Origin of the sequence: Massilia sp. YIM B02443, assembly GCF_030411955.1 — a bacterium.
Classification (GTDB): Bacteria; Pseudomonadota; Gammaproteobacteria; order Burkholderiales; family Burkholderiaceae_D; genus Telluria.
In genome coordinates this window covers 48,576-73,264 of the sequence record NZ_JASNRA010000005.1, presented here as the reverse complement: position 1 = coordinate 73,264, position 24,689 = coordinate 48,576, and the positions used below count along the sequence as shown (strand labels likewise).

Below are 24,689 nucleotides of genomic sequence, written 5' to 3'. Positions count from 1 at the left end.
TGTCGGCGCCGCCATGGCCGGCGCCGACGGTGACCGCATTACTTCTTGAACACCTGCTTGCCCGCCACCCAGGTCTCGAGCACGCCGGTCTTGTGGATGTCATAGGTCGGCATGCGGAACAGATCGCCGTCGATGACGATGAAGTCGGCCTGCTTGCCCGGCTCCAGCGACCCGAGGGTGTTTTCCTGGTGCCCGGCATACGCGGCATCGAGCGTGAAGCAGCGGAACGCTTCCTTCAGCGACATCGCCTGGTTCGGATACCAGCCGGCCACCGGCTGCCCCTGCGCGTCCTGGCGCGTGACGGCGGCGTGCAGCCCGAAGAACGGGTTCGGCGACTCCACCGGGAAGTCCGATCCGCAGGCGATGCGCGAGCCCTGGTGCAGGAAGCTGCGCCAGGCGTAGGCGCCCTTGATGCGTTCCGGGCCGACGCGGGTCTCGGCCATGTTCTTGTCCGACGTGGCGTGGGTCGGCTGCATCGACGGGATGATGTCCAGCGTCTTGAAACGCGGGATGTCGCTCGGCTGCACCACTTGGGCGTGCTCGATGCGGTGGCGCTGGGCGCCGGTGCCGGTGGCCTTCACTTCCTTCTGGTACAGGTCGAGGATCTGCTTGTTGCCGGCGTCGCCGATCGCATGCACGTTGACCTGGTAGCCCTTGCGCATGGCCTTGGCCATCATCTTGTCCATGTCGGCGCTCTTGTGGAAAAGCAGGCCGTGCGAGTGCGGATCGTCGCTGTACGGCTTGATCAGCGCGGCGCCGCGGCTGCCCAGCGCGCCGTCCGAATACAGCTTCACCGCCCGCAGCGCGTACATGCCGTTGCCGTAGTCCTTCACTGGCCCCTTGGTCGAGAGCTGGTCGAAATCCTTGTCGGTGCCGGCGATCATGCCGTACACGCGGGTGGTCAGCTTGCCGCTGTCGGCATAGGCGCGGTAGATGCGGTCCTGGGCCACGTCGACGCCGGCATCGTGCACGGCGGTGATGCCGACGCGCGCCATCTCGGCCAGCGCGTGATCGAGCATGACGCGTCCTTCGGCCTCGGTCTGCTGCGGCAGCACCTTGGTCATCAGTTCCTGGGCGGCGTCGACCAGCACGCCGGTGGCGTCGCCATTCGCATCGCGCACGATCTTGCCGCCGACCGGGTCCGGCGTCGAGCGGGTGATGCCGGCCAGCGCCAGCGCGCGGCTGTTGGCCCAGCCGGCGTGGCTGTCGACGCGATCGAGCCACACCGGGCGGTCGCTGACGACGGCGTCGAGTTCTTTCGCGGTCGGGAAGCGGCCCAGCTTCCAGTTCTCCTGGTTCCAGCCGCGGCCGCGGATCCAGGCGTGGTCGGCATTGGCCTTGGCGTACTCGCCGATCGACTTCAGCGCGCCGTCGAGCGAGGTGCTGTGGAACAGGTCCAGCTGCGTCAGTTGCTGGCCGAGGCCGAACACGTGGCCGTGGGCGTCGATCAGGCCCGGCAGCAGGGTGCGGCCCTTGAGGTCGACGCGTTTGGCGTTCGGCGCTTTTTTCAGCACGTCGGCGCTGGCGCCGACCGCGATGATGCGGCCCTTGTCGTCGAAGGCGATGGCAGTGAACTGGACCAGGTCCCCTTTGGCGTTCAGGGTGTAGCCGTTGGCGTTGTCGACGACGGTATCGGCGTGGGCCGCACCCGCTCCAAAAGCGCCGATGACGGCAAGGGCCAACAATGAGATGTTCAGGGGATTCCGGCGCGCGCGCATGCTGTTCTTTTCTCCGTGTTTGTAGGTCCCGCGCTTCGTGGGCGCGGCAGGGAGCAGTGTATAGAACTTTGCAAGGCGGGCATAGCGCCGGGGGCCGCTTCAATCCTTCGTGGATTGCCGCTTTTCCCGATCGAGCAAAGTGCGTTTGCGCTCGATACCCCAGCGGTAGCCGGACAAGGCGCCGCCGGTGCGCACCACGCGGTGACACGGAATCGCCACCGCCACCGGATTGGCGGCGCAGGCCCCGGCCACGGCGCGCGCTCCACCAGCGAGGCCGAGGCGCTCGGCCAGTTCCGCGTAGCTGATCGTCTGGCCGGCCGGAATCGCGCGCAGCACCTGCCACACGCGCTGCTGGAAGGCGGTGCCGCGCACGTCGAGCGGCAGGTCCAGGCCCAGGCGCGGCGCCTCGACCAGGCCCACCACCTGCGCCACCGTCTGCTCGAAGCCCGGCTCGGCCCCCACCAGCTCGGCCTGCGGGAAGCGCGCCTGCAAATCGTCCAGCAGCGGCTGCGGCGCGTCGCCGATCAGGATCGCGCAGATGCCGCGCTCGGTCGCCGCGACCAGGATCGACCCCAGCGAGCATTCGGCGACGGCGAAGCGGATCGTCTCGCCGCGCCCGCCCGCCCGGTAGCTGGCCGGCGCCATGCCCAGCACGCCCCGCGAGGCTGCGTAGAAGCGCCCGCTGGAACCGAAGCCGGCGTCGAACAGCGCTTCGGTCACCGAAGCACCGCCCTGCAGTCCGTCGCGCACCGACGCCGCACGGCGCGCGGCGGCATACGCCTTGGGCGTGATCCCGGTATGCGCCTTGAACACGCGGTGAAAGTGGAAGCGGCTCATGCCGGCCGCCTGCGCCAGCTGGTCCAGGTCGGGCTCCTCGGGCGACTGCTCGATCAGGCGGCAGGCGCGCGCCACCGCTGCAGCCTGGCGCTCGGCCAGCGGTGGCTGGGTCGGCGCGCAGCGCAGGCAGGGCCGGAAGCCGGCCGCCTCGGCTGCTTCGCACGAGGCGTGGAAGGCGACGTTGGCGCGCCGCGCCAGGCGCGACGGGCACGAGGGGCGGCAGTAGACGCCGGTGCTGCGCACCGAGTAATAGAAGCGGCCGTCGGCGCCCGGATCGCGCTGCTGCACGGCGTCCCAGCGCGCCTCATCGCTGTCGTAGGGTAGGTTATGGCTGGCGCTGTTCATGGTACGGCCCCTCGTCTAGGAATGACGTCATTCTGGCGCGCCGCGCGCAGCCATGCATCCCGGGTCTTGCTCTCGAATCAGCAGTGCTAGAATCCGGCCTGTTCGTCGCCCCGTCAGCACAGGCACTTCGGAGATCAGTTTGGAAGCATACAGCGCGCAAGACCGACCACAGGACAAATCCCCCATCTTCCAGCAAATCAAGGATTACCTGGTCGGCGAAATCGCTTCCGGACGCTGGAAGGAAGGCGACGTGGTGCCGTCCGAACAGGCCCTGGTGCGCCAGTTCGGCGTCTCGCGCATGACCGTCAACCGCGCCGTGCGCGAGCTGACGGCCGAAGGCGCGCTGGTGCGGCGCCAGGGCTCCGGCACCTATGTGGCGCCGCAGAAATACCAGGCCACGCTGGTCGAGATCCGCAACATCGCCGACGAGATCCGCGCGCGCGGCAAGCTGCACGCCAGCCGCGTGATCGCGCTGCGCGCAGAGCCGGCCGACGAGCTGCTGGCCGCCGAATTCATGCTCGAACCGGGCGCCGCGCTGTTCCATTCGCTGATCGTGCATTGCGAGAACGAGGTCCCGATCCAGCTCGAGGACCGCTGGGTCGACCCGGCTTGCGCCCCGGCCTACCTGGAGCAGGACTTCACCAGCATCACCCCCAACGAGCACCTGACGGCGGTGGCGCCGCTGCAGGGCGCGGCCTACACCATCGAAGCCCAGCCGGCGCCGCCCGAGGCGGCCCACCTGCTCGGCATCGAGGCCGGCCTGGCCTGCCTGGTGCTGCACCGGCGCACCACTTCGGCCGGCCGGGTGGCCTCGGTGGCGACGATGTGGCATCCGGGCCACCTGGCGCGCTTTACCGGCACCGTCTAGAGTATTTATTCTGTGTCCGGGCGCCCCGACGCGCCCGTTTGCCGCCATAATGGCCGTCGATTTCATTGCGCCCACGTCCTCCATGCCCGCTTCCGCCGCTTCCCGCCCCGCTCTCTCGCGCGTGCTGGTGCTCGACGACGATCCGTACCTGCTGGAGGTGATGCGCGAGATGCTGGCCGCCTGCGGCGAGTTCGACATCGTCACCGAGACCGAGGCGCGCCAGGCCTTGCTGCGCCTGGACGAGAAGATGCCGGACGTCCTGATCTGCGACCTGGTGATGCCCGAAATGGACGGCATCGAATTCCTGACCGCCGCCGCGGCGCACGGCTACCACGGCAAGGTGATCCTGCTGTCGGCGCTGGAAGACGGCGTGCGCGATGCTGCCGGCGACCTGGCGCGCGCGCTGGGATTGCAGGTGGCGGGCGCGTTCCGCAAACCGCTCGCGCCGGAGCAATTGCGGCAGGCGTTGGGATGTTGAGATTTTGTACAAAGCCGTGAACACAGTTTAAAAAAATCGGGTATTATTCGCCTCATTCCCCGCCTGACACCCTCTAGCCGTCCTTTCCAATATTGAATTTCGCACACAGTGCCTCCACCATTGTGTAGCAGCAATATTGAGCAAGCAGTTGACACGGCAGCCGGCCGAGACGTTCCATGCAGTCTGTCTCCAGGCGTTAATAATGAAATGAATTCACCTCACACTGAGGAAACCATGAGCGAAAACATCAAACACATCAGCGATGCAACCTTCGAAGCCGACGTGCTCAAATCCGAGCTGCCGGTGCTGGTCGATTTCTGGGCCGAGTGGTGCGGTCCTTGCAAGATGATTGCCCCGATCCTGGAAGAAGTGGCCAAGGAATACGCCGGCAAAGTGACCATCGCCAAGGTCGACGTGGACGCGAACCAGGCCGTGCCGGCCCAGTTCGGTATCCGCGGCATCCCGACGCTGATCCTGTTCAAGAACGGTGAAGCCGCTGCCCAGAAAGTCGGCGCGATGGCCAAGGGCCAGCTGACCGCTTTCCTCGACAGCAACATCTAAAATACTTATAAAATAAGCGGTGATGGCGCGCCCGCGCTGTCGCCAGTTCCGGCCGGGAGCCACGCTCCCGCCTTGATCAACCCACGCTGTTCCCTCCCCTACCTTTTTTACCCGTCACGGGTCACCCACACAATGCATTTATCTGAACTGAAGGCGATGCACGTTTCCGCGCTGCTGGAAATGGCAATCGGCCTCGACATCGACAACGCGGCACGCCTGCGCAAACAGGAACTGATGTTCGCGATCCTGAAGAAGCGCGCCAAGCAAGGCGAGCAAATCTTCGGCGACGGCGCCCTGGAAGTGCTGCCGGACGGTTTCGGTTTCCTGCGCTCGCCTGACGCGAGCTACATGGCGTCGACCGACGACATCTACATCTCGCCGTCGCAGATCCGCCGCTTCAACTTGCATACGGGTGACTCGATCGAAGGCGAAGTGCGTACGCCAAAAGACGGCGAGCGCTACTTCGCGCTGGTCAAGGTCGACAAGGTCAACGGCGAATCGCCGGAAGCCTCGAAGCACCGCATCCTGTTCGAGAACCTGACCCCGCTGCACCCGAACGAGCCGCTGCGCCTGGAGCGCGACATGAACGGCGCCGAGAACATCACCGGCCGCATCGTCGACCTGATCTCGCCGATCGGCAAGGGCCAGCGCGGCCTGCTGGTGGCGTCGCCGAAGTCCGGTAAATCGGTCATGCTGCAGCACATCGCACACGCCATTACTGCGAATCACCCCGACGTGACCCTGATCGTCCTGCTGATCGACGAACGTCCGGAAGAAGTGACCGAGATGCAGCGTTCGGTGCGCGGCGAAGTGGTCGCCTCGACCTTCGACGAACCGGCCACCCGCCACGTGCAGGTCGCCGAGATGGTGCTCGAGAAAGCCAAGCGCCTGGTCGAGATGAAGAAAGACGTGGTCATCCTGCTGGACTCGATCACCCGCCTGGCGCGCGCCTACAACACCGTGATCCCGGCTTCGGGCAAGGTGCTGACCGGCGGTGTCGACGCCAATGCACTGCAGCGTCCGAAGCGCTTCTTCGGCGCCGCCCGTAACGTCGAAGAAGGCGGCTCGCTGACCATCGTCGCGACCGCGCTGATCGAAACCGGTTCGCGCATGGACGACGTGATCTACGAAGAATTCAAGGGCACCGGCAATATGGAAGTGCACCTCGAGCGCCGCCTGGCCGAGAAGCGCGTCTACCCGGCGATCAACCTGAACAAGTCGGGTACCCGCCGCGAAGAACTCTTGATCAAGCCGGACCAGCTGCAGAAGATCTGGATCCTGCGCAAGCTGCTGTACTCGATGGACGAGATCGAAGCGATGGAGTTCATCCTCGACAAGATGCGCGCGACCAAGAACAATGTCGAGTTCTTCGACATGATGCGCCGCGGCGGCTAAGCCCCGACGCAGCGTTCGCGCGAACAGCGGCCTTCGGGCCGCTTTTTTGTTGTCTGCGATGTCGTTGCATCCCCTTTCGGATCACCGTATAATCTCCGGTTCAGTCCACCCCTGGCAAGTGATCGGCAATCGGGTCAAGAAGCAAGGCGACCGACGAAGTGCCGTTTGGCTACCAACATTAGAAAGGCAACACCATGAAAAACGAAATCCATCCAGATTACCGTGAAGTCGTCTTCCACGACCTGTCGTGCGACTTCAAGTTCGTGACCCGTTCGACCATCGCTACCCGCGAAACGATCACCCACGAAGGCAAAGAATACCCGCTGATCAAGATCGAAGTCTCGGCTGAATCGCACCCGTTCTACACCGGCAAGCACAAGATCGTCGACACCGCCGGTCGCGTCGAGAAGTTCCGCCAGAAGTTCGGTTCGGTCGGCTCGAAGACCTCGGTCGCCAACGGCTGATCACCGCAGCAATACCCCGAAGCCCGCAGCGCCTGCCGCTGCGGCCTTCCCCAAAAGAAGCCGGTTCGCCGGCTTCTTTTTTTTCGCAGCTATACTACGCGGCTATACTACGCGCTCATTTTCTGCCGTCAGACTTATCGATGAAACCAGTCCGTCTTCCCGCCGCCGCCACCCTGGCGCTGCCCCGCTGGGCCCTGCTCGCCCTGGGCATGCTGTACATCCTGCCCGGCATCATCGGCCGCGACCTGTGGAAGGAAGACGCGGGCAGCTTCGGCATCATGTGGACCATGGCGCACGGCGGCCTGGACGACTGGCTGTACCCGAACATCGCCGGCCTGGCCAATGTCGACGAAGGCCCGCTGGCGTTCTGGCTGGGCGCCATCTGCATCAAGCTGTTCGGCTGGATCCTGGGCGACGTGCTGGCCGCGCGCATGTCCACCGTCGCCATCTTCGCGCTCGGCACCGTGTCGCTGTGGTACACCGCCTTCCACCTGGGCCGGCGCGCCGAGGCGCAGCCGCTGCGCCTGGCCTTCGGCGGCCAGCCCGAACCGAACGACTATGGCCGCACCCTGGGCGACACCGCGGTCCTGATCTACCTCGGCAGCCTGGGCCTGCTGCTGCAAAGCCACCTGACCCTGCCCGCCACCCTGCAGGGCGCGCTGCTGGCCTATTTCCTGTACCGCGCGGTGCGCTACGTCGAGCACGCCGGCAAGCGCAACGCGGTGCTGGTCGGCCTGTCGCTCGGCGCCCTGACCCTGACGCAAGGCTTCCTGCCGCCGCTGGTGCTGGTGATCGCCCTGTTCGCCTGCACCCGCTACCTGAACCTGCCGGCGCCGGCCGCGCTGCGCCACATGGGCATCGCACTGGCGGTGGCGTTCGGCCTGACCCTGGTCTGGATCCTGCCTTCGCTGCTGGTGCAGCCCTACGGCCTGTCCCCGATCGCCGACTGGCTGACCTGGAACGGGGAACAGTTCGGTCTGCCGGGCTGGACCGCCGTGAAGACCTTCTTCCGCATCGGCGTCTGGTTCTTCTGGCCGGCCTGGCCGTTCGCCCTGTGGGCGATCTGGGCCTGGCGCCGCCAGCAGCAGATGCTGCACATCGTGCTGCCGGTGTTCTTCTTCCTGGCCCTCAGCCTGCAGCTGCTGGCCGACCCGATTCCGGAAAACAGCGACTTCCTCAAGATGCTGCCGCCGCTGGCCCTGATGGCCGCGTTCGGCCTGCCGACCATGAAGCGCGGCGCGATCAATGCCATCGACTGGTTCTCGGTGATGGTGCTGACCATGCTGGGCGCCATCGTCTGGCTGTTCTGGATCGCCAAGCTCACCGGCTGGCCGGCCCAGCTGGCGCACAACGCCCTCAAGCTGGTGCCCGGCTTCGTGCCCGAGATCGGCATCGTCGCCTTCACGGTGGCGGCCGCCACCAGCGTCGGCTGGATCATGCTGGTGCACTGGCGCCTGTCGCGCCAGCCGGCGGTGCTGTGGCGCGCCGTGGTGCTGTCGTCCGGCGGCCTGATCCTGCTGTGGGTGCTGTTGATGACGCTGTTCCTGCCGGACCTGAACTACGGCAAGAGCTACGCCGGCGTGGCGCAGCAGGTCGCGGCGCGCCTGCCGGCCGACGCGCGCTGCCTGGCGACCAACGTCGGCCCGGCCCAGCGCGCCTCGCTGGCCTTCTACGGCCGCCTGCCCTTCGTCAGCCTGGCCGGCGGCAACTGCGACTACGTGCTGCTGCAGGACAGCGTGCGCAGCAAGAACGAACGCGCCCTGCTGCGTGCGTATGGCGTGCGCAACCCGGTGCCGCTGTGGGAAGGCCGGCGCGCCTCCGACCGCGACGAGCGCTTCCGCCTGTTCCGCCGCACGCGCTGACGCCAGCTCTCACCCCGCCCCGACAAGCCGCCTTCGTGCGGCTTGTTGCTTTTGGAGACTGGCAAAACATGTCAAATTCACACGTGCGCGGCTTGTGATCCCGTTGTGAGAACCTATCTCCAACGAATGCGTTTGAGCAGACGCAATCCAGGCTGGAGCGTGGTCGTCACAATAATCATGTTGCCGCCCCCTCCCTCCCCGGACTTGCTGCATCAGCGCTGCAAGGAGACCACCATGAAAAGCGTGACGTTTTCAGAAATTGTGCGCATTCAACAGCAGCCCGGCTTCCTGCGCCAGGTGCAGACCTGGCGCCAGTCGCTGCCGTGGGCGCTGACCCTGCTCGCCGGCTTGCCGCTGCTGGTGGGTGTGCTGCACCTGATCGATCCCGACACCCCGCTCACCTACATCGTGCTGCCGGCCTTGATCGGCGCCGTGCTGCCGGTGTGGATGCTGGGGCCGGGCCGTTTCGAGATGCGCACCCGCTTCGACGCCCACTACATGCTGGGCACGCTCGACGAAGCGCTGGGTGGCCTGGGTTACCGCCGCAGCAATAGCAGCGCCAGCGACAATGGCGGCATCCGCTACTTCCGCCCGCGCCCCTGGCTGCGCGGCCAGGAAGGCGCGATCACGGTGGCGGTGCAGCCGCATGCGCTGGAGGTGGTCGGCCCGGTCGGCTGTTTACGGCTGCTGCAGCACCGCATCGCCTGCTGAATCGGCTGGTCTGATGCGCCGGCGAGCATCGTCCACAGCGGTCACCCGGCGCCGCCTTTGACGCCGCACGCTCGCGCACTGGTCAGTTGGGCGCGGCATGTGCTAAGATGCGCCCCTGCTATTGGGCCTCTGTGGCGGAATTGGTAGACGCACTTGACTCAAAATCAAGCGCCGTAAGGCGTGCCGGTTCGATTCCGGCCGGAGGCACCACCTACTAGCAGCGCATTACCCCGCATCTTGCAGTTTCTTCTGTAGTTTCAAGTACTTAGCGCCTCTAGGCGCGGTTCTAATACTGTACAAAATCCCACCTATTACCGCCTTTCAACTGGATCAGTTACGCCATTTTTACGCCATAATTACGCCATAACGATCTGAGGATGGCATGGCATCAATAGCGAAGCGGGACGGCATGTGGCGAGCGCAGCTTGCGACTCTTGGCGTGCGTGAGTCTAAAACTTTCAACACGAAGGCCGAAGCGGCGGCCTGGGCAGCAAAACGAGAGACTGAGATCCGTGAGGGCGTCGCCTTAGGCATCCAGAAGAGCAAGACTCTGGACGACGCATTCCGACGCTACGAGAAAGAAGTCTCCATCCACAAGCGCGGACATCGCCAAGAAATCCTGCGGATGAATGCTATCGGCCGCACTGTAATCGATGGCATTGCCCTTCAGGATATGAAGCTCGTCGACATTACGTCGAACGTGCTTGGGAAGTGGCGAGACTACAGGCTCAACGTCGACAAGGTGCTTGGCTCGTCGGTCAACCGAGATCTCAACTTGCTTTCGCACGTGTTTGCCGCGGCTATGAAGGAATGGAAGTGGATCGCGATTTCGCCGACGACTGATGTTCGCCGGCCAGCTGATCCGCCCCCACGCGATCGCCTTTACAGCGATGACGAGATCGAGCGAATCTGTCTTGCTCTTGGCTTCGACCAGGCGCAGCCCGAACTGGCAGCTACAGGCTATCAACGTACGGCCATCGCGTTTCTGTTCGCGATCGAGACAGCTATGCGTGCTGGCGAGATCTGCCGGCTTACAGCGGGGGATATCATTGGGCGCACGGCTACGCTTCAACAAACAAAGAATGGTACCAAGCGCGCTGTTCCTCTGTCCCGTCGCGCCTTGGAGCTGCTCGCTCTACTTCCTGAAGTCCCTGCCGGGGAAACAGTCTTTGCGCTCTCTGGGCCCTCGCTTGATGCACTATTTCGTAAAGCCAAGTTGCGCGCAATGGTCGAGGATGGCACCTTCCATGACACCCGCCATCTCGCTATCACAAGGCTTGCGAAGAAGCTCAATGTGCTCGATCTTGCGCGCATGGTAGGCCATAAGGACTTGCGTCAGCTGCAGGTGTACTATAACGAGAGTGCGGAAACGATGGCCGCACGCCTCGATTAAACTGGAAAGATGTCAATGCTAAATACCAGCGGAGATACCGAACAAGCCTTGCATGAAACAATGTTTTTCAAGACCCGCGAGGACCTCATAATTATTATCAACGAGGGGATAAAGCTTTGGGGGGAAATACCGCCTCCCAAGGAAAACGAACTTTGGCTGCAGTACTGCCTATCAATTTTTATGAAACAGTTGGGGCACGGATTAAGCTTACGCAAGTTACTCCCGAATGCAAGGCAAGAACCTGGAGAGTATTGGGATATCAGTTCATTTGCGGCGCTCTCAAGATGCATAATGGAAGCCTATGACTCATTGGCTTACATCGCTCTGCATCCCGTATCGAATGATGAAAGGACATTTCGAATATGTCTCTGGAGGGTCAACGATGCAGATCGTCGAATCCAAATGTACCGTCTGTTGCACCGCGATGGAGCTCCTACAGATGAGATAATCCGATGGCAGAGTCGTGCTGTTAGCGAATTAAAAACATCCTCTTTCTTCCTTTCGCTTGATCCAAAAACTCAAAACTACCTTTTAAAAAATTCTCCGCCGTTTCATCTGACCCAACAGGAGAGAAACAAAATTTCCGATATCAATGACGATCACTATCGCCATGCGAATCAAATGCTCTCTCAACATGTTCACACATTCAGCTTTGCAATTCATCAATCAGATTTACGCGTTACCGGGAATCATCGTATTTATCGAGATGCTTATATCGGAATAATCTATGCTGTCGCTTTCCTATCAAAAACAGTATCTGATATAAGTTCGCTATTCAAACCTACGCTTTTCATAAGTAGCGAGGCGAATTCTGTGATTACTGAATATCTTCCCATGATCAAAAACCCTTAGCTCGCCAAGCAGAGAATATACTCATGATGCAGAGGTCCCTTCCCCTATGGCGATAACTAAACTTTTGCAAGAGTTACGCCAAAACCTACGCCAAAGAAATTTCAACGGGTTCAGGGATTTTCAAACGAACCGAAACGACGAAGCCACCCTTGAGGTGGCTTTTTTGCGTCTGGAAGAAGACGGCCGGCGCGCCGATCAACGCCGCCGCGCGACCGTGAGCGCGGCCTAATGGGCGACCGAGAATGACGTCGGCTCCTCGATCGGCGCCGGGGGAGCGTAGTGCGGCTGGAGCTGAGGCTGATGCCGGGCTGGGCCAACTGTCATCGGCAGGAACAGCGGCTCGTTGCGCTGCGGCCCGCGCCGCTTGACGAAGTCGACCTCAAGTCCACCAGCGCGCGGGCGTAGCGCCAGGCGCAGCGGCGCCGGCGACGGATCCCGGGCGGCGGCCAGCGGCCGCATCATGAAGAACAAGGTCTCGCCGGCCTGCGCGGCCAGGCACAGGCGCCGAAGACTTTCGTTGCGGATCTGGGTCTGCCAAAACAGCAACGCGCCGCAGCTTCCGCTTTTCAACACCTGTTCAGCCGCCCATAGCATGTCCGCCGTGCGAGTGGCGCGTAGCCACAGCACCTGCGACGGCTCGATGCCCATCGCGGCCAGGGCCAACGCCTGGGGCGCGTGCGGCGGCTGCAGCATCACAATCTTGCGATCGGCGGACGCGCTCAGCGCCGGTGCCAGCAACCGCACTTCGCCTATCCCGGGCTGTTGCACGTGCAGGTCGACCATTGTTCCAGTTGGCCAGCCGCCGCCAGGTAGCTGATGCGACAAGCTGAGGTGCCCGGTGTCGACACAGCGCGTGTGATTGCGCGCCAGCTGCGATGCGCGCCAGAGGGCTGGGTGAACCTGTTCGGGATCTAATGTTGCTGCTGAGCTTGTCATAGTTGCCTAACGGGAATACTGTATGTTTATACAGTATAGCAGCATTGCTATTTGATCTAGCTCAAATTGGATGTCGGCCAATTCCGTGACAATTGCCGGATGGATGCGCGAACCGACCGCCTCACAGCTGTGTATATAGACCTGGCCGCGAACATCGCCGACGTGTTCGGCATGTACCCGGCAGTCTGTTATCTGCATGAGCGGAACGTATCACTCAGCATAGTGCGGCGCGTGATCTTGGAGCTCGGCCCCCGCCGGGGTGACGGCAGCGGAGCACGGTCGACCCGGGGCCAGCGGCTCACCAGGATCTGGGGCGGACGGGACAACCCTCCCACCGTCGACCGAGAATAGATGGACCGAGCCGCGCGGCGTGAGCACGTGAAACTCGATCACGACGCCACTGCCGCCGGCAAATATCGGCCAGCGCCGAACAGCCGTACCGCCAGCACCATCGGGCCGCGGCGCCAGGCGGGCACGCCACAGGCCTCGAGCGCTTCGCCGTAGACCGCGTCCGCCACGTCGCGCGGCACGATGCCGGTTTCGTAGAGGTGATCATGCACCACCGCCGCCTCGTCGCCGACGCCGCCGAACAGCCAGTAGGTGAGCGGCGCACGCGGCACACTGGCATAGTCGGTGACGAAGCCGGCCGGCACCAGCACCACGTCGGCCAGCAGCGCCGAGTAGTACGCCAGCGGTGCCAGCAGCACGCGGTCCTTGGTGAAGAGCGACACGCGCTCGTCGCGCAGCTTGGTCAGGAACTCGCTACTTCCGTTCGACATTGCGCACCTCGTCGCCAGTGTAGGTGCCGCTGCACTGCAGGGCCAGGTTTGAGCAGCCGACCTGGGCCAGCATCAGGGCGAGCAGGGCGATCTTCTTCATGGCTTGCCTTTCAGGTTGTCGTACTGGGACATGTTCCGGCCGCGCATGACCGCGATCAGGCTTTCGGCGTACTTCGGGTCGGTCGCGTAGCCGGCTTTCTGCAGCGCGCGCGCCCATGCCTCGCCGGTGACCTCGCGGAAGCAAGGCGCGTAGCGTGGGTTCGCTTTCAGGAAGCGCGCGCGGTCAGCAATGCAGTCGTCGATGCTGGCGTAGGCGCGGAACTTGGCGACGATGTCGACGCGCCTTCCGGCGACGTATTCGTGCGTCCGGATGTCGACCGTCTTGCCCTTCCAGGCGGGGTCGGCCTTGATCCCGAACAGGTTGTTGCCCGGTGCGCGGGCGCCCCAGCCCGATTCAAGCGCGCCCTGGGCGATCGTGACCGACGCCGGAATGCCGTGCTCGCGGTGCACGCGCTGCGCGGCCGGCAGCAGCAGGTTGATGAAGGCGCTAGGAGGCATGGTCGTCTTCCTTCTTCTGGACATCGACAGGCAGATTCAGGCGGGCGTTCATCATCGCCTCGAACCTGAACAGGGCACGCGATCCCATGTGCGCTGCAATGCCGACGAATGCGTATTTAAGCGAGACGGGGAAGCTCGGAATGGCATCGCACAAGTGCGCGGTTACGATGCCGGTGAAGCCTGCGATGACGAGCTCCCCGACGAGCTCGGTGATGTTCCAGGCCCGCGCGTGACCCTCGCGCATCTTGCGCACGAAGCTCGCCCAGCCGCCCCATAGCGACAGAGCGATGAGCAGCGCCCAGTTGATGAGGGTGTCGTAGTCGAAACCGCCAGTTGGCGGGGAATGGTTCATGATGGACTTTCAGCGTGGACTGTAGGCCCGGCCAAGAAGCCGGGGAAGCACACAGTTTCACGCTGAGCCCGTCTCATTTCTCGGAAGGATGAGACTGATTGCTGAGCAGGCCGAGGCAGAAGCGACCAGCTTGAATCACCAGGTGATAGCTGCGATCTCTTCCGCCGTGCTGGCGTTTTCCAGCTGAGCTTTTAGGACTTGCGAACGCATGAAGTTCGCAGCGCCCTGAGCTGTCATCGAGGCGTACAGCGCGCGGAATGCATCTACGTCCGGTACTGGCAGCATCGTATTGTCAGCAGCCTTCCACATGCCAGGGAACCCAGTAGGAAAATCTCCAAACAGACCGATGTGATTAGCCACGCCGTCAATGTCCGAGCGCGAGAGTGCATCGCAATCAAAATGCTTATCGGCATGTGCAAAGGTTGACGTGTTAGCGGCGGAACGCCATCCATTGATCTGTTCGTTCTTGGCTACTTTCAGTGCCTTGATGTTGCCGTTGCTTCGCCCTACGATCTCACCCAGTTCATCGGGGGTGGCATCGCGGATGACGCCGTCTACCATTACTTGGACTGCCATTTAAGTATTCCTATTTCCATAGATGCGGATAACTCCGCTGGTGAAAGAAAATCCGGGGGGCGGGATGATTCGAAACCCGCTAGCAGGAGTAGTCGTGGCGATGGTTCCGATCGACAATCGCCCAGGAAGAGCCGAATCACACATGCGAGATTCAAGCATCTTGAGCGAGCCATTTACATTTCTTACCTCAACAACCCCCGTTACTTGGGTGGAATAACCCACCATCACACCAGTGGACGGAGATCCCGCATTAATAACATTTACGTTGGTATATCCGCTTGTTCGAGCAACACCTCCAAAAGCCAACTGTAGCAATGAAACTTCTGGCGAACCATTATTTGTAAGCCCTTGGACTTCAATAGTATATTTATCGTAAAGCGCGCTGAAGATGTTCAGGAAATCGATACTCGCTACTGCCGACGCGATTGTTACTGATGCGAGCGGAACCATCCCGCTGACGCCGATTTCGCCTTTGTCGCCGCTGCGCTGGAAAAACAGGAGCAGGAGGTCATCTTTCACGAATGGGCTGGCCGAGCTGCTGTCCGTGCACACGACCGTCAGGTTGCGATAGCCGGATGGCGCCGCGCGCGCGGTAACGTCAAACGTCATCCACTTGCTATGGTCGCCCTGCTTCACCAATCGAATTGTGCCCTTGATCACGCTGGTCGATGAGTCCATGGTATCGAGGAGCGTGGTGTAGTCCTGACCGCCCGCAGTGAGGTCCAAGCGCATGACCGTGGCCGCGTTTTGCGTAGCGCTCGACAAGCGCAGCTTGCCAGCTCCCGGGTCTACATCGGAAGTCGCGGTATCAAAAATATAGGGCAGCGCGTATGCACCACCAGCCTGCAAAGCATTCATCGCACCGAGCGTGTCGTTGACTTCACGACCCCACTTGGGGAAATTCTGGAACACATAAGCCAGAAGGTTATCGAACACCTTCTGTTCTTGCGTCCGGTTCGGCATCTGCGATTCGTCCAAGAATGTAGTAATGCCAGCCATTAAACGGCTCCTTCAATAGTTAAACTCATGAGTGATTTCATCTGATATTGGAAAACGACTTTGAAGCTGCCGTACCGGCCAGCGACAACCGTCGAGCCGCCAGGCCCGCCGCCGAACCAGAACAGCATTCGCTGGCGGCGCTCGAACAAGCGGCCCTGCAAATACTCGATCTGGTCGTTGTCGACGCTAACGTCGCAGGACATCCTCTTGGCATATGGGCGGATCACCGTGTTGCTTGTGCCGTCAAAATTGAAAGTCGTGCTCGAGTAATCCTTGCCCTCGGTCGACAAGCCAAGCAACGTCGGACCGAAGTCATCAACCGGACCAACCCCGGCCATGCCGCACTTCGCGATGCCACCGATCTTGCGTATGCAGATCGTGATCAGCGCGTTTGCGTACACCGGCATCTTCAGCGTGCCGAAGAAGTCCTTGCGGCGGATCCGCTTGAAACACCAGTTGAAGAACGAGCTACCGGACGTGGACTCGACAAGTTCGGCGGTCTCGCTATAGACAAGCCCTTCCACCTGGTCGACCACGCTGATGCGAATCTCATCAGCGAATACGTTCCCCAAGTACATCCCCTGGCAGATTGCTTCAGGCGATACCACCAGGATGATTTCGTCGGGAAACTCGGTCTGCGTGTTGTTGTACTCGTCGAGCATCTTGCGCCGGTTGGTAACGCCGCGGGGTGTCCAAGCGGTGGTATCAGTCAGCGCCTTACCGGTGTTGTTCGCGATCAGCGACTGGAAGACCTTCTCCGTGCTCGGCTCATACACCAAAGCATCCTTGGCGAAGGTTGCCGCGAAGCTGTAAGCCAGCTCGGTTATGGGCACGTTCGAATACACGAGGCCTGCACCTGCACCGATCACTTCGCCGGCGTCGAGCAGGACGTAGGGTGCCTTGCTCAGATCTGCCGGGTCATAGGTGACGCGCAGCGTGTTGGCAGGCGCCATCTGCTGCACGCCGTTGCGATCGTAGTACGGAGCTGGGGCAGCGCGCGTACACGTCACGGTACCCAGTGTTGCCGGGTCAACGATGATCATGCTGGAATCACTTTCATTGCAAGAGGCTTGTCGCCATTGATCGCCGCGTCCAAATGCTCAGCCGCAGCTTGTGCGCCGCCGGCGATGGCGCGGTTCTCAGCGCTGTTGGCTTCACGCAGCGCTGCCACTTCGGCACGTAGCGCGCGGACCTCCGCTACCAATGCATCGCTGCCACTGGTCGGCTGCATCAGCCGCCCCATCAGTTCATTGGTCTGAGTAGCATTGAAGATGCGCGATGGGCCTGTTGCCTCCAGCTCCGGGCCGTTCTCACCCACGATCCGCCAGCCACCGCTATGGTCTCCACCGGTAGCAAAGCCAGGGATTCCGCGCAGTGCCAGGCTGGAACCAGTAGTGACTCCTTTCTGCTTTAGGAAATCTTCCTGGCTACCCGAGCCGATGGCAGCTAGTTCCGGCGTCGCCCCTTTGAGAAACTCCGCGCGCTCAGCAGCATCCATTGTCGGTCCGAACGCATTCATCCAATACGCAAGACCCTCAGCATCCGGCGCGCGGCCCAATGCGCTTTGATAGAGCTTGCGAAGGTCGGCCTCGGCCGAGTTGGCGATGCCGTCAACGATCTGCGATACAGGTGCGCCACCGGCCGCGGCGTTCTTCCACCACTCGAAGCCGGCCGCGTCTGGCGCACGGCCGAGGTGCGTCTGGTAGGCGTTATTGATTGCCGAAGTGGCGGCGACCATCGGATTGTTTTGCGCCGCCAGGATCGAGCCCTGCAATGCGCGGATCGCATCCAGAATCGACAGCCCGGTGACGCTCTGCCCTTTCAGGAGCTCGACTTGCTCCTGATGCCGCTTGAGCATCTGGTCGTACACGTCGAGCTGCTCCTCCAGCGTTTTGAGGGCACGTTCTTCAGTCGACAGTGCAGCGTCCGACAAATCGGCCAGGTCTGCCATGCTGTTACGGGTGCGATACAGATCCCGCTGGTAGTCAGCAAACGTCTCGAACTGTTCGCTTGCGTCCTGAGACAGGATGCTCAGGGTCGCCTGCAGCTTCTCCGAATCAGGGAACACGCCACCGGCGCGTGCGATCGCTACGAATGTACTCAGGTCACTCTGGGCGCGAGCACGATCAGCGGCCTCGTTACCCGGCCCGCGCATGCCGTCGATCGTGCTGCGCAGGCTGGAGGACACCGCACGCAGCTTATTGGCCGCCTCGGTATGGCTTTGCACCTGCGACTGCAGCACCGCCCGTTCACGATCGACAACGCGTTGTAGCGTACCGAACGTGGCATCGACGCCGCTCAGCAATCCTTCGGCCGCGTCTTTCGCGGCCTGGACGGCGGCCGTCTCTGCCATCAGCGCCTGCAGGCGGTCCCACATCGGACGATTCGCTTCAGCCACCGCATTACGTTCTTTCTCGAGCAGCTGTGCACGCGTCATGGTCAGCTGGTCAATCTGGTCCTGCAGACTGCGCTGCTCATCGGCCACCTCTTGCATCGACTTGCTGGTTTCTTCCGCAGCTGGGTACACCTGGGCGAATGCTTCGGCGAGGCTCATCAACACGGTGAACTGCTTCGCGCCGGCCTCGGTGGTCCGGTCCATTCCCAGCACGACGTCCCTGAACTCATCGCGCGTGTCGACCGAGGCCAAGCCCATCGCAGCCAGCTGGCTGGTCACGTACTGCTGCACCGGCGCCAGGCGCTGAGCCTCGGTAAGAAAGTCCTTCGAGAAGGCGGAAGTCTGCTGTGCGAGCTCGCTGATACCGCCGGCCATGCCGATCAAGCGCTCGCGTGCTGCGAGGCTTTCCATGCCGGTGGCGCCAAAGGTAGTGCCGATTGACGCCATGATGGCGTCCAGGGTGGTGTAGTTGGTCGCCACGCGGGCCAGCGTCTCAAGGTAGCCCTCCCCCACTTTCTGGAACTGGTCCAGGCCGGCGACGCCGAACTTAGCCAGGTCGTCACCCACCTTGGAGAACACGCCCTCCAGCTCTTCCTGGATCTCGTCGTCGGACAGACCTTTCAGGCTGACCTTGCCGATATCGACCACGAAGCTGCTCAGCTGCGCGTTGAACGTGTCGGCGCCAAAGCCGAGCATCTGGCCGGCCTCGTACACCGTGTCGTACAGCGACGTTAGGACGCTGGAGATCTGGCGGTTGCCCTCCTCGCCCAGGCCCTGCGTGGCCGTGCTCTTCTTATCGCTGCTGAACCAGCCGCCGTCCTTCTTGATGTCGGCGTACTGCATGGCGTTCAGGCCGCCGGCGAAGATGCTGCGGAAGTCCGTCTTGTCGACGGAGAAGCCGGTGTCCTCGACGGTTTGCTTGCCGCCGAAGATGCTGCCCAGCGCTTTGCCGACGAAGGTCTTGCCGATGATCGCGCCCAGCGCGGCACCAAGTGCCATGCCGACCGGGCCGCCCAACATGGCGCCGATGTAGCTGGTGCCCATGCCGACGTACGCGCCGGCAGCTGCGCCAGCGATACCGCCGGCTGCAGCGCCGCCGATACCGATCGCCTTCGAGTCGAAGACGCTCTTCTCCATGTCCTTGCCGAAGTCGCCCGTCACGCCGGTGGTGCGCACCAGAAGCGAGGCGAACTGGCCGATCTCGGATTCGATGTTGCGCAGCGAGATCAGCATATCGTTGCTGACACCCAGGTTGTCCAGGGTCGACTGCTCAATCTGCTCCAGTGCGCGCGCGATCGAGCCGGACTTGGCATCCGAACCGAGGACCGTGCCGGTGCCCTGCTGCTTCTGGCGGGACTCGGACAGGCTCGGGCCGCTGCCGGACGTGCCGCCGATGGCGACACCCAGGCCGGCCACGAGCGCGCCCATCGCGGCCATGCGGCCGAACGCGGTGTATGGGTCGCCGTTGCCCTGGTTCAGGACGGCGGCGATACCCTTCGGCACCAGCTCGGCCATCGTCATCGCGAGCTCGGCCGCGTGGAATACCTTCGACACCGTCATCAGCGTCTGGTAGCCGCGGCTCTGCTCACCGAAGAAGCCCGCCGCTGCACCGGCCATGTCGCCATAGCCGGACAGCCGGCTCTTGGTTTCCATCTCGCTCAGGCGTGCGAGGTCCTGCATGTTCTGCATTTCCGTACGCTGCCCAGTGCTGTATGCAAGGGCGGCATTCGCACGCTGTTTGTCGATCTCCGCCTGGCGTTTTCCAAAGCCGTCGAGCGTCGCGGTCAGTGCAGAGAGCGCTGTGCCTGCGCCACCCAGCGATTCACGCAAGGCTTCACCAAACGACTGTGCCTTGGCCGGATCAAGAAACTCGGTCAAGCTTTCCGCAGCCTTCTTACCAGCGTCGAACTTGTCGACCGTGGCCAGTGCGGTTGCGCTACGCTTCTTGACGGCGATCAGCTTTTCCAGATTGGTGATCTCATCGAGCGTCAGTCCCTTGGACGAGCGCTGCGCGAGCTGCTCCTCCAGCCGGGCCAACTCGAACGCTTCGACAGCGCCCTTCGTTTTACCGTAGGTCAGTGCGAGCTGTTCGTTCTGGATCGCCTCGTTGGTTGCATCCTGGATGACCTTGGCGGCGTTGGTATCGTATTGTTCGCGGAGCTTGTTATACGATTCCAGCCCTTCTGCGGCACGCTTTTGGGACTCGATCACTTCGAGTAGCGTGACACTTTCCTGGATCATGTTTTCGACGTTCGCACGCTGGATCGGCGTCAGCTTGTCCTTGAGACCAGCCAGCTGTTCGGTCAGTCTGAGTTGCTCCTGCTGACTTGGCTCCAAAGCCACACCGCTACTCAGTTCGAGTTTAGAAGCGGTGATCTTTGCCTGGATAGCGGCGGTTAGATTCGCGTAGGCGTCAGCTGCTTTTTTTGTATCGTTAGCCTCGCCCCCAGACGGATAACGCAGCGTCCCCTTGCTGTCGCTAGCAGCTTCCTGAGGTGCGACATCCGCGATCCGATTGGAGATTCGCTTTAATACAGCCTGCTCAAATTGATTGGCAGGCTTATTCCACAGGTCATCATATTTTTGATTGGCCGCATCGAGAATGCGATTCCTCTCAGCTATCGCCTGCTGCAGCTCTTTTGTTGGGCTTCTACCCTGGCTCAGCATGCGGGCTGCATTAATTGGGTTTGCAACCTCAAGCATTTTCTGCATGACGCTGACGTCAGCGCCTACCGCTTCAAAGCTGCCCCCTATTGCCGAGAAGGCCCGTGGAACAAGCGCTGCTACATCGGCGACACGTGCGAATCCCACGGCAAGGCTGTCAGCCCACCCTCCAACCTTCTTGCTATCGACAAGCTTATCCTGTTCTTTAATCACATCGGAGAAGCCGTCTACAAGAGATGTGCAGGCTGGAAGCGCTGCGCTCACAATAGCGGTGAACACCTCTTCCGTCTGAACACCAAGTTTGCCGAACTTATCCTGAAGCGCAGACGCAGCCGCGACTGCATCGCCCGATGTTTCGGAAAAATCGTCGACTGTATCTGCAAGATCGTTAAAGAATGGTAAGAGGTCGGCGCCGGACTTACCGAAGAGATCGGTAACCACGGCCGCCTTACCAGCACCATCCTGATATTTCTGGAGGCTCTTCGCTACTTCAACCATGACTTTGCCAGGATCGCGCAAGTTCCCAGCACTATCTTTCGCAGAGACCCCGATTGCTGCAAGAGCTTTGGCAGTTTTACTGGACTTATCATCGACCGTTGTAAGGCCGCGCGCAAATTTGACCAACGCCGGATCCACGCTCCCAGCAAAATCGACGCCAAATGCTTTCGCAACTTTTTGGATTTTGGAAAGGCTTTCCACGCTGGTGCCCGTTTTTTGCGACAGATCATCCAACTCGCCCATCGAACCAAGGACGTCGCCTATCTTTGAGCCAAGCGTCGCGAGCGAGACGCCGGCAACCGCGAAGCCTGCGACGTTGCCGATAGTCGATTGGAGGTTGGAATAGCGATCAGTCAGATCGCTCATCTGGCCTGAGATACGCTGGAGCGACTCGTTGTTCATCCGACGCAAAGCGTCGCCGACCGTCTCGATCCGGCGGCGGCTTTCCGCAGCACCGTCAACCACCATTTCAATGAGCGCGCGTGGCGATGCCATGATCTCGGTTCCTTACTGTTTTCGTTTTTTTGCCCACTCTTCCAAGCAGGCGCGTTCCATCATCTGGATGAGTAAAAACATGTGCTGGCGGCGCTTCCTCTTCAAGCCGCGCATCCGCAAGCAAGTTTCGACTCCCGGGTAGTTCAGACCGGTCGCGCCGGCCATGCTCGCGTTCCACTGCGTCTGGAGCGCAAGCCACATTCCAAACGCCTCTTCGTTCTCCGGCCAGAGCCAGTATTCGTCGTGATCAATTACCAGCCCACCAGCGACATGCAGCCCGAAGGCGGCAAGCCCCTCGTCGAGGCTTTCAACTTCTTCGGGCTCGTCGTCGCCAAACTCGATATGGCCGCGCGCCAGCAGGCGCACGACCTCGGTCAGTTTTTTGCGGTGGCCGACACCTGTTCAAGGTACGCCTGCATGATCAACACCGGCATGCCCGCTTCGTTGAGTTGCTCGTCCAGGATCTCGGCAGAGAACGGCACCGGCGCTCCGACTTCATCGAGCACACCTTCCCAGCCTTGGGCCACTTCGCGGATGAAGCCCTTGACTTCGCTCTTGCGATCCTTCATAGCGCTGTCGATTTCATCCTGGGTCAGGCGCTTGCAGTGCAGTTTGAAATCGAATTTAACTGGCTTGCCGTCCTCATCGGACAGAGTGCCCTTTACAGTGACAGCGATCTTGTTACGTTTGACGAGCTTGAGTGCCATAGCAGATTGTCTTTCAGATATAGGAGGGTTTTATTACAGGCAGACGATGCGCCACTCGTCGTTTCCGTTGACCGGCACCAGGCGCAGGTCGAAGCCGATCAGGCGGTTGCCGTTGAGTTCCGACTTCCGCGGGTTGGTCAGCTGGACTGCCGGTGCGAAGATCAGGACCTTGTTGCCCGACGCGGTGCCAATGGTGAAACCGAGGCTTTGGGTTTCGTTCGCCTTGACCTTCATCATCAGCGCAGCTTCCTGCGCTGCGGTCAGTTCCACTTCCATGGTCGCCGTCGACTGGCGGTCGGCGATGTCGACCACCTCGGTACTGAGCATCGGCGTGAAGTTGACCGTATTGCCGAAGTTCAGCTCCAGGCCGGTGCTGTTGTAGATGGTGCCGTCGGTCAGGACGCCGGCGGCATACGTCGCGCCGAAGGTGATGTCGATCACGTTGGCCTTGGTCATCGCGACCGGTTTCTTCCAGGCGGTGAACGTGCCCGTCGGGTTCGGCGTCGCGACGATACCGCCGTCCAGGCCAGTCCATTCGAAGCGCAGCATCGGACGCTCGCCGACCTTGGCCGACAGCGTGCAGTTGCCCATCGAGGCCAGGAGCTTGTGCACCAGGCCGTCGTCGTAGTAATACTGGGTGAGGGTCTTCAGGCCGGACGAGATCGGGGTGTACTCGACACGCGCCGGCGTGGTCAGCAGGCCTTCGGCCACGGCGCAGCCCTGCAGCAGCGCGCCCCAGGCCGGGGGAGTGGCGGCCGCGCCCGAGCCGGCGAGCTCGACCGAGTAGGACAGCTTGACGCTGGCAGGGCCGACCAGCTGTTCGCTGCCGCCAAAGGAACCGCGAATCAGCGCGCGGTCGATCGACTGGGCGTCCAGCGGCGTGACCGTGGCGTCCGACACCAGTACGGCATTGGCCGCGCCAGTTGGTGCCGCGTCGGTGCCGACGGTCGTTTCGACCTTGGCGGTCACGATGGTGTTCTTGATACGACGGGGCATCGCTTACTCCTGGGGTTGTTTGTCAGCCGCTTCCGGCTTCGGGTTGTTGTCGATCCAGTCCCAGATGTCTTCGTCGAAGATCCAGGAGCCGCCGCCTGGCGGCGGGGGAATGTCGCGAGCTTCGGTCAGCTCGTCAGTTGTCTTTTCCATGTTCATGATCGTTCAGGTTATTGCCGTACGTGCGGTGGGAGGCGTCGTAGACGATTCGAACCCAGCCGGTCCGACCGCCGTCCACTGCGGTCTCGACCTGGATGCCGGCGACATTCAGGTCAAAGACAATGCCGCCAAGCGTTGCTTGCTCTGCCAGCCGCTCGTAGACACTGGCGAGCAGCGGATCCACCGCTTGGTCGCCGTTGTCGTTCGGGTCAGTACTGCGTGCATAGCACTCGACCGACAGCCGCGTCGACCAGTCGATCGGCGCGCCCTGCAGCGTCCCAGCGGCTGGCAGTGCTTGCTCCCACTGGACCACGATCGCTTGTTCGTCCTGGGCCGGGATCGCCGCCTGGCGCGCACGGTAGATCGCTTTGCAAACCGGCGGCTCGGCCGCCAATGCGGCGATGACCGCGCTGACCACTTTCGAAAACGAGGTTTTCATCACACCTTCTCCAGTGTCAGCACAGTCAGGCCGGTACCATCAGGATCGGCATCACCGATCACATACGTCGTAGTACCGATCTCGATCCGCTTACCGACCGGTTCGGCCATCACTGCGTTCGATGCAACGCTGACCGTTGGGCTCGTAGATGCTGCGCCGATACCCAGTGGCGTCTCCGCAGCAGGCTTGCGGAAGATCCCGGGCACAACTGCGCCGGCGATCACCACCTGGACATTGGCCAGGTGGTTCAGCACGTGGCTGTTGACCACCGCTTCGAGATTAGCAAAAGGCAGCACGGCGATCGCTTAGCGGATGACGCCGTCGAGCAGCACGGTAGCCGCGCTGTCGGTACCGCTCTTCGCCGCGGTCAGCGCGCCGACCAACGTGTTGTTGGTGGCGGTCTTGGTGATACGGCGGGCGGTGTTGTCCCAGTACGCCTTGTCGCCGATCGCGCCGGTGTCGGCAGCAACCGCGGACAGCGCGAAGACACCGGTACGGCAGATCTCGACCGGCGCGCCCTGCAGCGCATCGTTCGTGGCAACGCCGAACAGCGCGCCGACCAGTACGCCCTGGCCGCTGATCAGGTTCGCCGGGGCGATGACGGTCACGGTCTGACCGGGCTGGATGAAGTTCTTCATGCTCTTGTTCCCTGTGA

At 62.0% G+C, this 24,689-nt stretch carries 26 protein-coding genes and 1 tRNA gene; 10 read left to right on the top strand and 17 right to left on the bottom strand.

The features are described from left to right. Window positions 1-38: 38 nt before the first annotated feature. On the bottom strand, window positions 39-1,718 hold the full coding sequence (locus tag QPK27_RS07240; RefSeq protein WP_290417541.1) for an amidohydrolase: 1,680 nt from the start codon (window positions 1,716-1,718) through the stop codon (window positions 39-41). Between the two features lie 99 nt (window positions 1,719-1,817). After that, window positions 1,818-2,900 carry a bifunctional DNA-binding transcriptional regulator/O6-methylguanine-DNA methyltransferase Ada gene (gene ada, locus QPK27_RS07235; protein WP_290417540.1) on the bottom strand — a complete coding sequence of 361 codons (1,083 nt, stop codon included), beginning with the start codon at window positions 2,898-2,900 and terminating at the stop codon, window positions 1,818-1,820. A 139-nt stretch (window positions 2,901-3,039) separates the two neighbouring features. Between ada and hutC the strand changes: the two genes are divergently transcribed. From hutC to QPK27_RS07185, 10 genes are all read left to right on the top strand, one after another. Further along, complete coding sequence (gene hutC / locus QPK27_RS07230) at window positions 3,040-3,768, top strand: histidine utilization repressor (RefSeq protein ID WP_290417539.1); 729 nt, start codon at window positions 3,040-3,042, stop codon at window positions 3,766-3,768. Between the two features lie 82 nt (window positions 3,769-3,850). After that, window positions 3,851-4,246: a response regulator gene (locus QPK27_RS07225; RefSeq protein WP_290417538.1), complete on the top strand. Its 396-nt coding sequence runs from the start codon at window positions 3,851-3,853 to the stop codon at window positions 4,244-4,246. A 234-nt stretch (window positions 4,247-4,480) separates the two neighbouring features. After that, a complete protein-coding gene (trxA, locus tag QPK27_RS07220; RefSeq protein WP_290417537.1) occupies window positions 4,481-4,807 on the top strand; it encodes a thioredoxin TrxA in 327 nt (108 codons plus the stop codon). Between the two features lie 132 nt (window positions 4,808-4,939). Next, window positions 4,940-6,202: a transcription termination factor Rho gene (gene rho, locus QPK27_RS07215; protein ID WP_005665081.1), complete on the top strand. Its 1,263-nt coding sequence runs from the start codon at window positions 4,940-4,942 to the stop codon at window positions 6,200-6,202. Window positions 6,203-6,396: 194 nt separating this feature from the next. Then, complete coding sequence (locus QPK27_RS07210) at window positions 6,397-6,666, top strand: type B 50S ribosomal protein L31 (protein ID WP_290417536.1); 270 nt, start codon at window positions 6,397-6,399, stop codon at window positions 6,664-6,666. Window positions 6,667-6,806: 140 nt separating this feature from the next. Further along, a complete protein-coding gene (locus tag QPK27_RS07205; protein ID WP_290417535.1) occupies window positions 6,807-8,528 on the top strand; it encodes a glycosyltransferase family 39 protein in 1,722 nt (573 codons plus the stop codon). Between the two features lie 234 nt (window positions 8,529-8,762). Then, window positions 8,763-9,239, top strand: a complete 477-nt coding sequence (locus QPK27_RS07200) for a hypothetical protein (protein ID WP_290417534.1) — start codon at window positions 8,763-8,765, stop codon at window positions 9,237-9,239. Window positions 9,240-9,364: 125 nt separating this feature from the next. Then, a tRNA-Leu gene (locus QPK27_RS07195) sits at window positions 9,365-9,449 on the top strand. A 172-nt stretch (window positions 9,450-9,621) separates the two neighbouring features. Beyond that, complete coding sequence (locus QPK27_RS07190) at window positions 9,622-10,632, top strand: site-specific integrase (protein WP_290417533.1); 1,011 nt, start codon at window positions 9,622-9,624, stop codon at window positions 10,630-10,632. 15 nt (window positions 10,633-10,647) lie between these two features. Further along, entirely contained in the window at window positions 10,648-11,484 is an 837-nt protein-coding gene (locus tag QPK27_RS07185) for a hypothetical protein (protein WP_290417532.1), read from the top strand. A 225-nt stretch (window positions 11,485-11,709) separates the two neighbouring features. Here the strand turns inward: QPK27_RS07185 and imuA are convergent, their stop codons facing one another. The 15 genes from imuA to QPK27_RS07110 form a co-directional block, all read right to left on the bottom strand. Further along, on the bottom strand, window positions 11,710-12,420 hold the full coding sequence (gene imuA / locus QPK27_RS07180) for a translesion DNA synthesis-associated protein ImuA (protein ID WP_290417531.1): 711 nt from the start codon (window positions 12,418-12,420) through the stop codon (window positions 11,710-11,712). A gap of 389 nt (window positions 12,421-12,809) precedes the next feature. After that, window positions 12,810-13,199, bottom strand: coding sequence for a DUF1353 domain-containing protein (locus QPK27_RS07175; RefSeq protein WP_290417530.1), 390 nt, complete (start codon window positions 13,197-13,199; stop codon window positions 12,810-12,812). A gap of 96 nt (window positions 13,200-13,295) precedes the next feature. Further along, window positions 13,296-13,757, bottom strand: coding sequence for a glycoside hydrolase family 73 protein (locus QPK27_RS07170; protein ID WP_290417529.1), 462 nt, complete (start codon window positions 13,755-13,757; stop codon window positions 13,296-13,298). Further along, window positions 13,747-14,109 (bottom strand): phage holin family protein, encoded by a 363-nt coding sequence (locus QPK27_RS07165; protein WP_290417528.1) that lies wholly within the window; start codon window positions 14,107-14,109, stop codon window positions 13,747-13,749. Before QPK27_RS07165 ends, QPK27_RS07170 begins: the two co-directional genes overlap by 11 nt. A 135-nt stretch (window positions 14,110-14,244) precedes the next feature. Continuing rightward, window positions 14,245-14,685 (bottom strand): DUF4376 domain-containing protein, encoded by a 441-nt coding sequence (locus QPK27_RS07160; protein ID WP_290417527.1) that lies wholly within the window; start codon window positions 14,683-14,685, stop codon window positions 14,245-14,247. Further along, window positions 14,686-15,684: a hypothetical protein gene (locus QPK27_RS07155; protein WP_290417526.1), complete on the bottom strand. Its 999-nt coding sequence runs from the start codon at window positions 15,682-15,684 to the stop codon at window positions 14,686-14,688. After that, on the bottom strand, window positions 15,684-16,727 hold the full coding sequence (locus QPK27_RS07150) for a hypothetical protein (protein ID WP_290417525.1): 1,044 nt from the start codon (window positions 16,725-16,727) through the stop codon (window positions 15,684-15,686). The genes QPK27_RS07155 and QPK27_RS07150 overlap by 1 nt, the downstream gene beginning before the upstream one ends. Further along, window positions 16,724-21,736, bottom strand: a complete 5,013-nt coding sequence (locus QPK27_RS07145; RefSeq protein ID WP_290417524.1) for a DUF4214 domain-containing protein — start codon at window positions 21,734-21,736, stop codon at window positions 16,724-16,726. The genes QPK27_RS07150 and QPK27_RS07145 overlap by 4 nt, the downstream gene beginning before the upstream one ends. A gap of 12 nt (window positions 21,737-21,748) precedes the next feature. Beyond that, window positions 21,749-22,102: a DUF1799 domain-containing protein gene (locus QPK27_RS07140; protein WP_290417523.1), complete on the bottom strand. Its 354-nt coding sequence runs from the start codon at window positions 22,100-22,102 to the stop codon at window positions 21,749-21,751. Between the two features lie 8 nt (window positions 22,103-22,110). Next, on the bottom strand, window positions 22,111-22,443 hold the full coding sequence (locus QPK27_RS07135) for a hypothetical protein (protein ID WP_290417522.1): 333 nt from the start codon (window positions 22,441-22,443) through the stop codon (window positions 22,111-22,113). A gap of 33 nt (window positions 22,444-22,476) precedes the next feature. Then, the gene (locus tag QPK27_RS07130) at window positions 22,477-23,439 is read right to left on the bottom strand and encodes a phage tail tube protein (protein WP_290417521.1); all 963 of its coding nucleotides are present in this window, start codon (window positions 23,437-23,439) and stop codon (window positions 22,477-22,479) included. A 3-nt stretch (window positions 23,440-23,442) separates the two neighbouring features. Continuing rightward, complete coding sequence (locus tag QPK27_RS07125) at window positions 23,443-23,589, bottom strand: hypothetical protein (RefSeq protein WP_290417520.1); 147 nt, start codon at window positions 23,587-23,589, stop codon at window positions 23,443-23,445. Beyond that, window positions 23,573-24,034, bottom strand: a complete 462-nt coding sequence (locus tag QPK27_RS07120; RefSeq protein ID WP_290417519.1) for a hypothetical protein — start codon at window positions 24,032-24,034, stop codon at window positions 23,573-23,575. Before QPK27_RS07120 ends, QPK27_RS07125 begins: the two co-directional genes overlap by 17 nt. Further along, a complete protein-coding gene (locus QPK27_RS07115; protein WP_290417518.1) occupies window positions 24,034-24,330 on the bottom strand; it encodes a hypothetical protein in 297 nt (98 codons plus the stop codon). Before QPK27_RS07115 ends, QPK27_RS07120 begins: the two co-directional genes overlap by 1 nt. Before the next feature lie 9 nt (window positions 24,331-24,339). Continuing rightward, on the bottom strand, window positions 24,340-24,672 hold the full coding sequence (locus QPK27_RS07110) for a DUF2190 family protein (RefSeq protein WP_290417517.1): 333 nt from the start codon (window positions 24,670-24,672) through the stop codon (window positions 24,340-24,342). Window positions 24,673-24,689 lie beyond the last annotated feature (17 nt).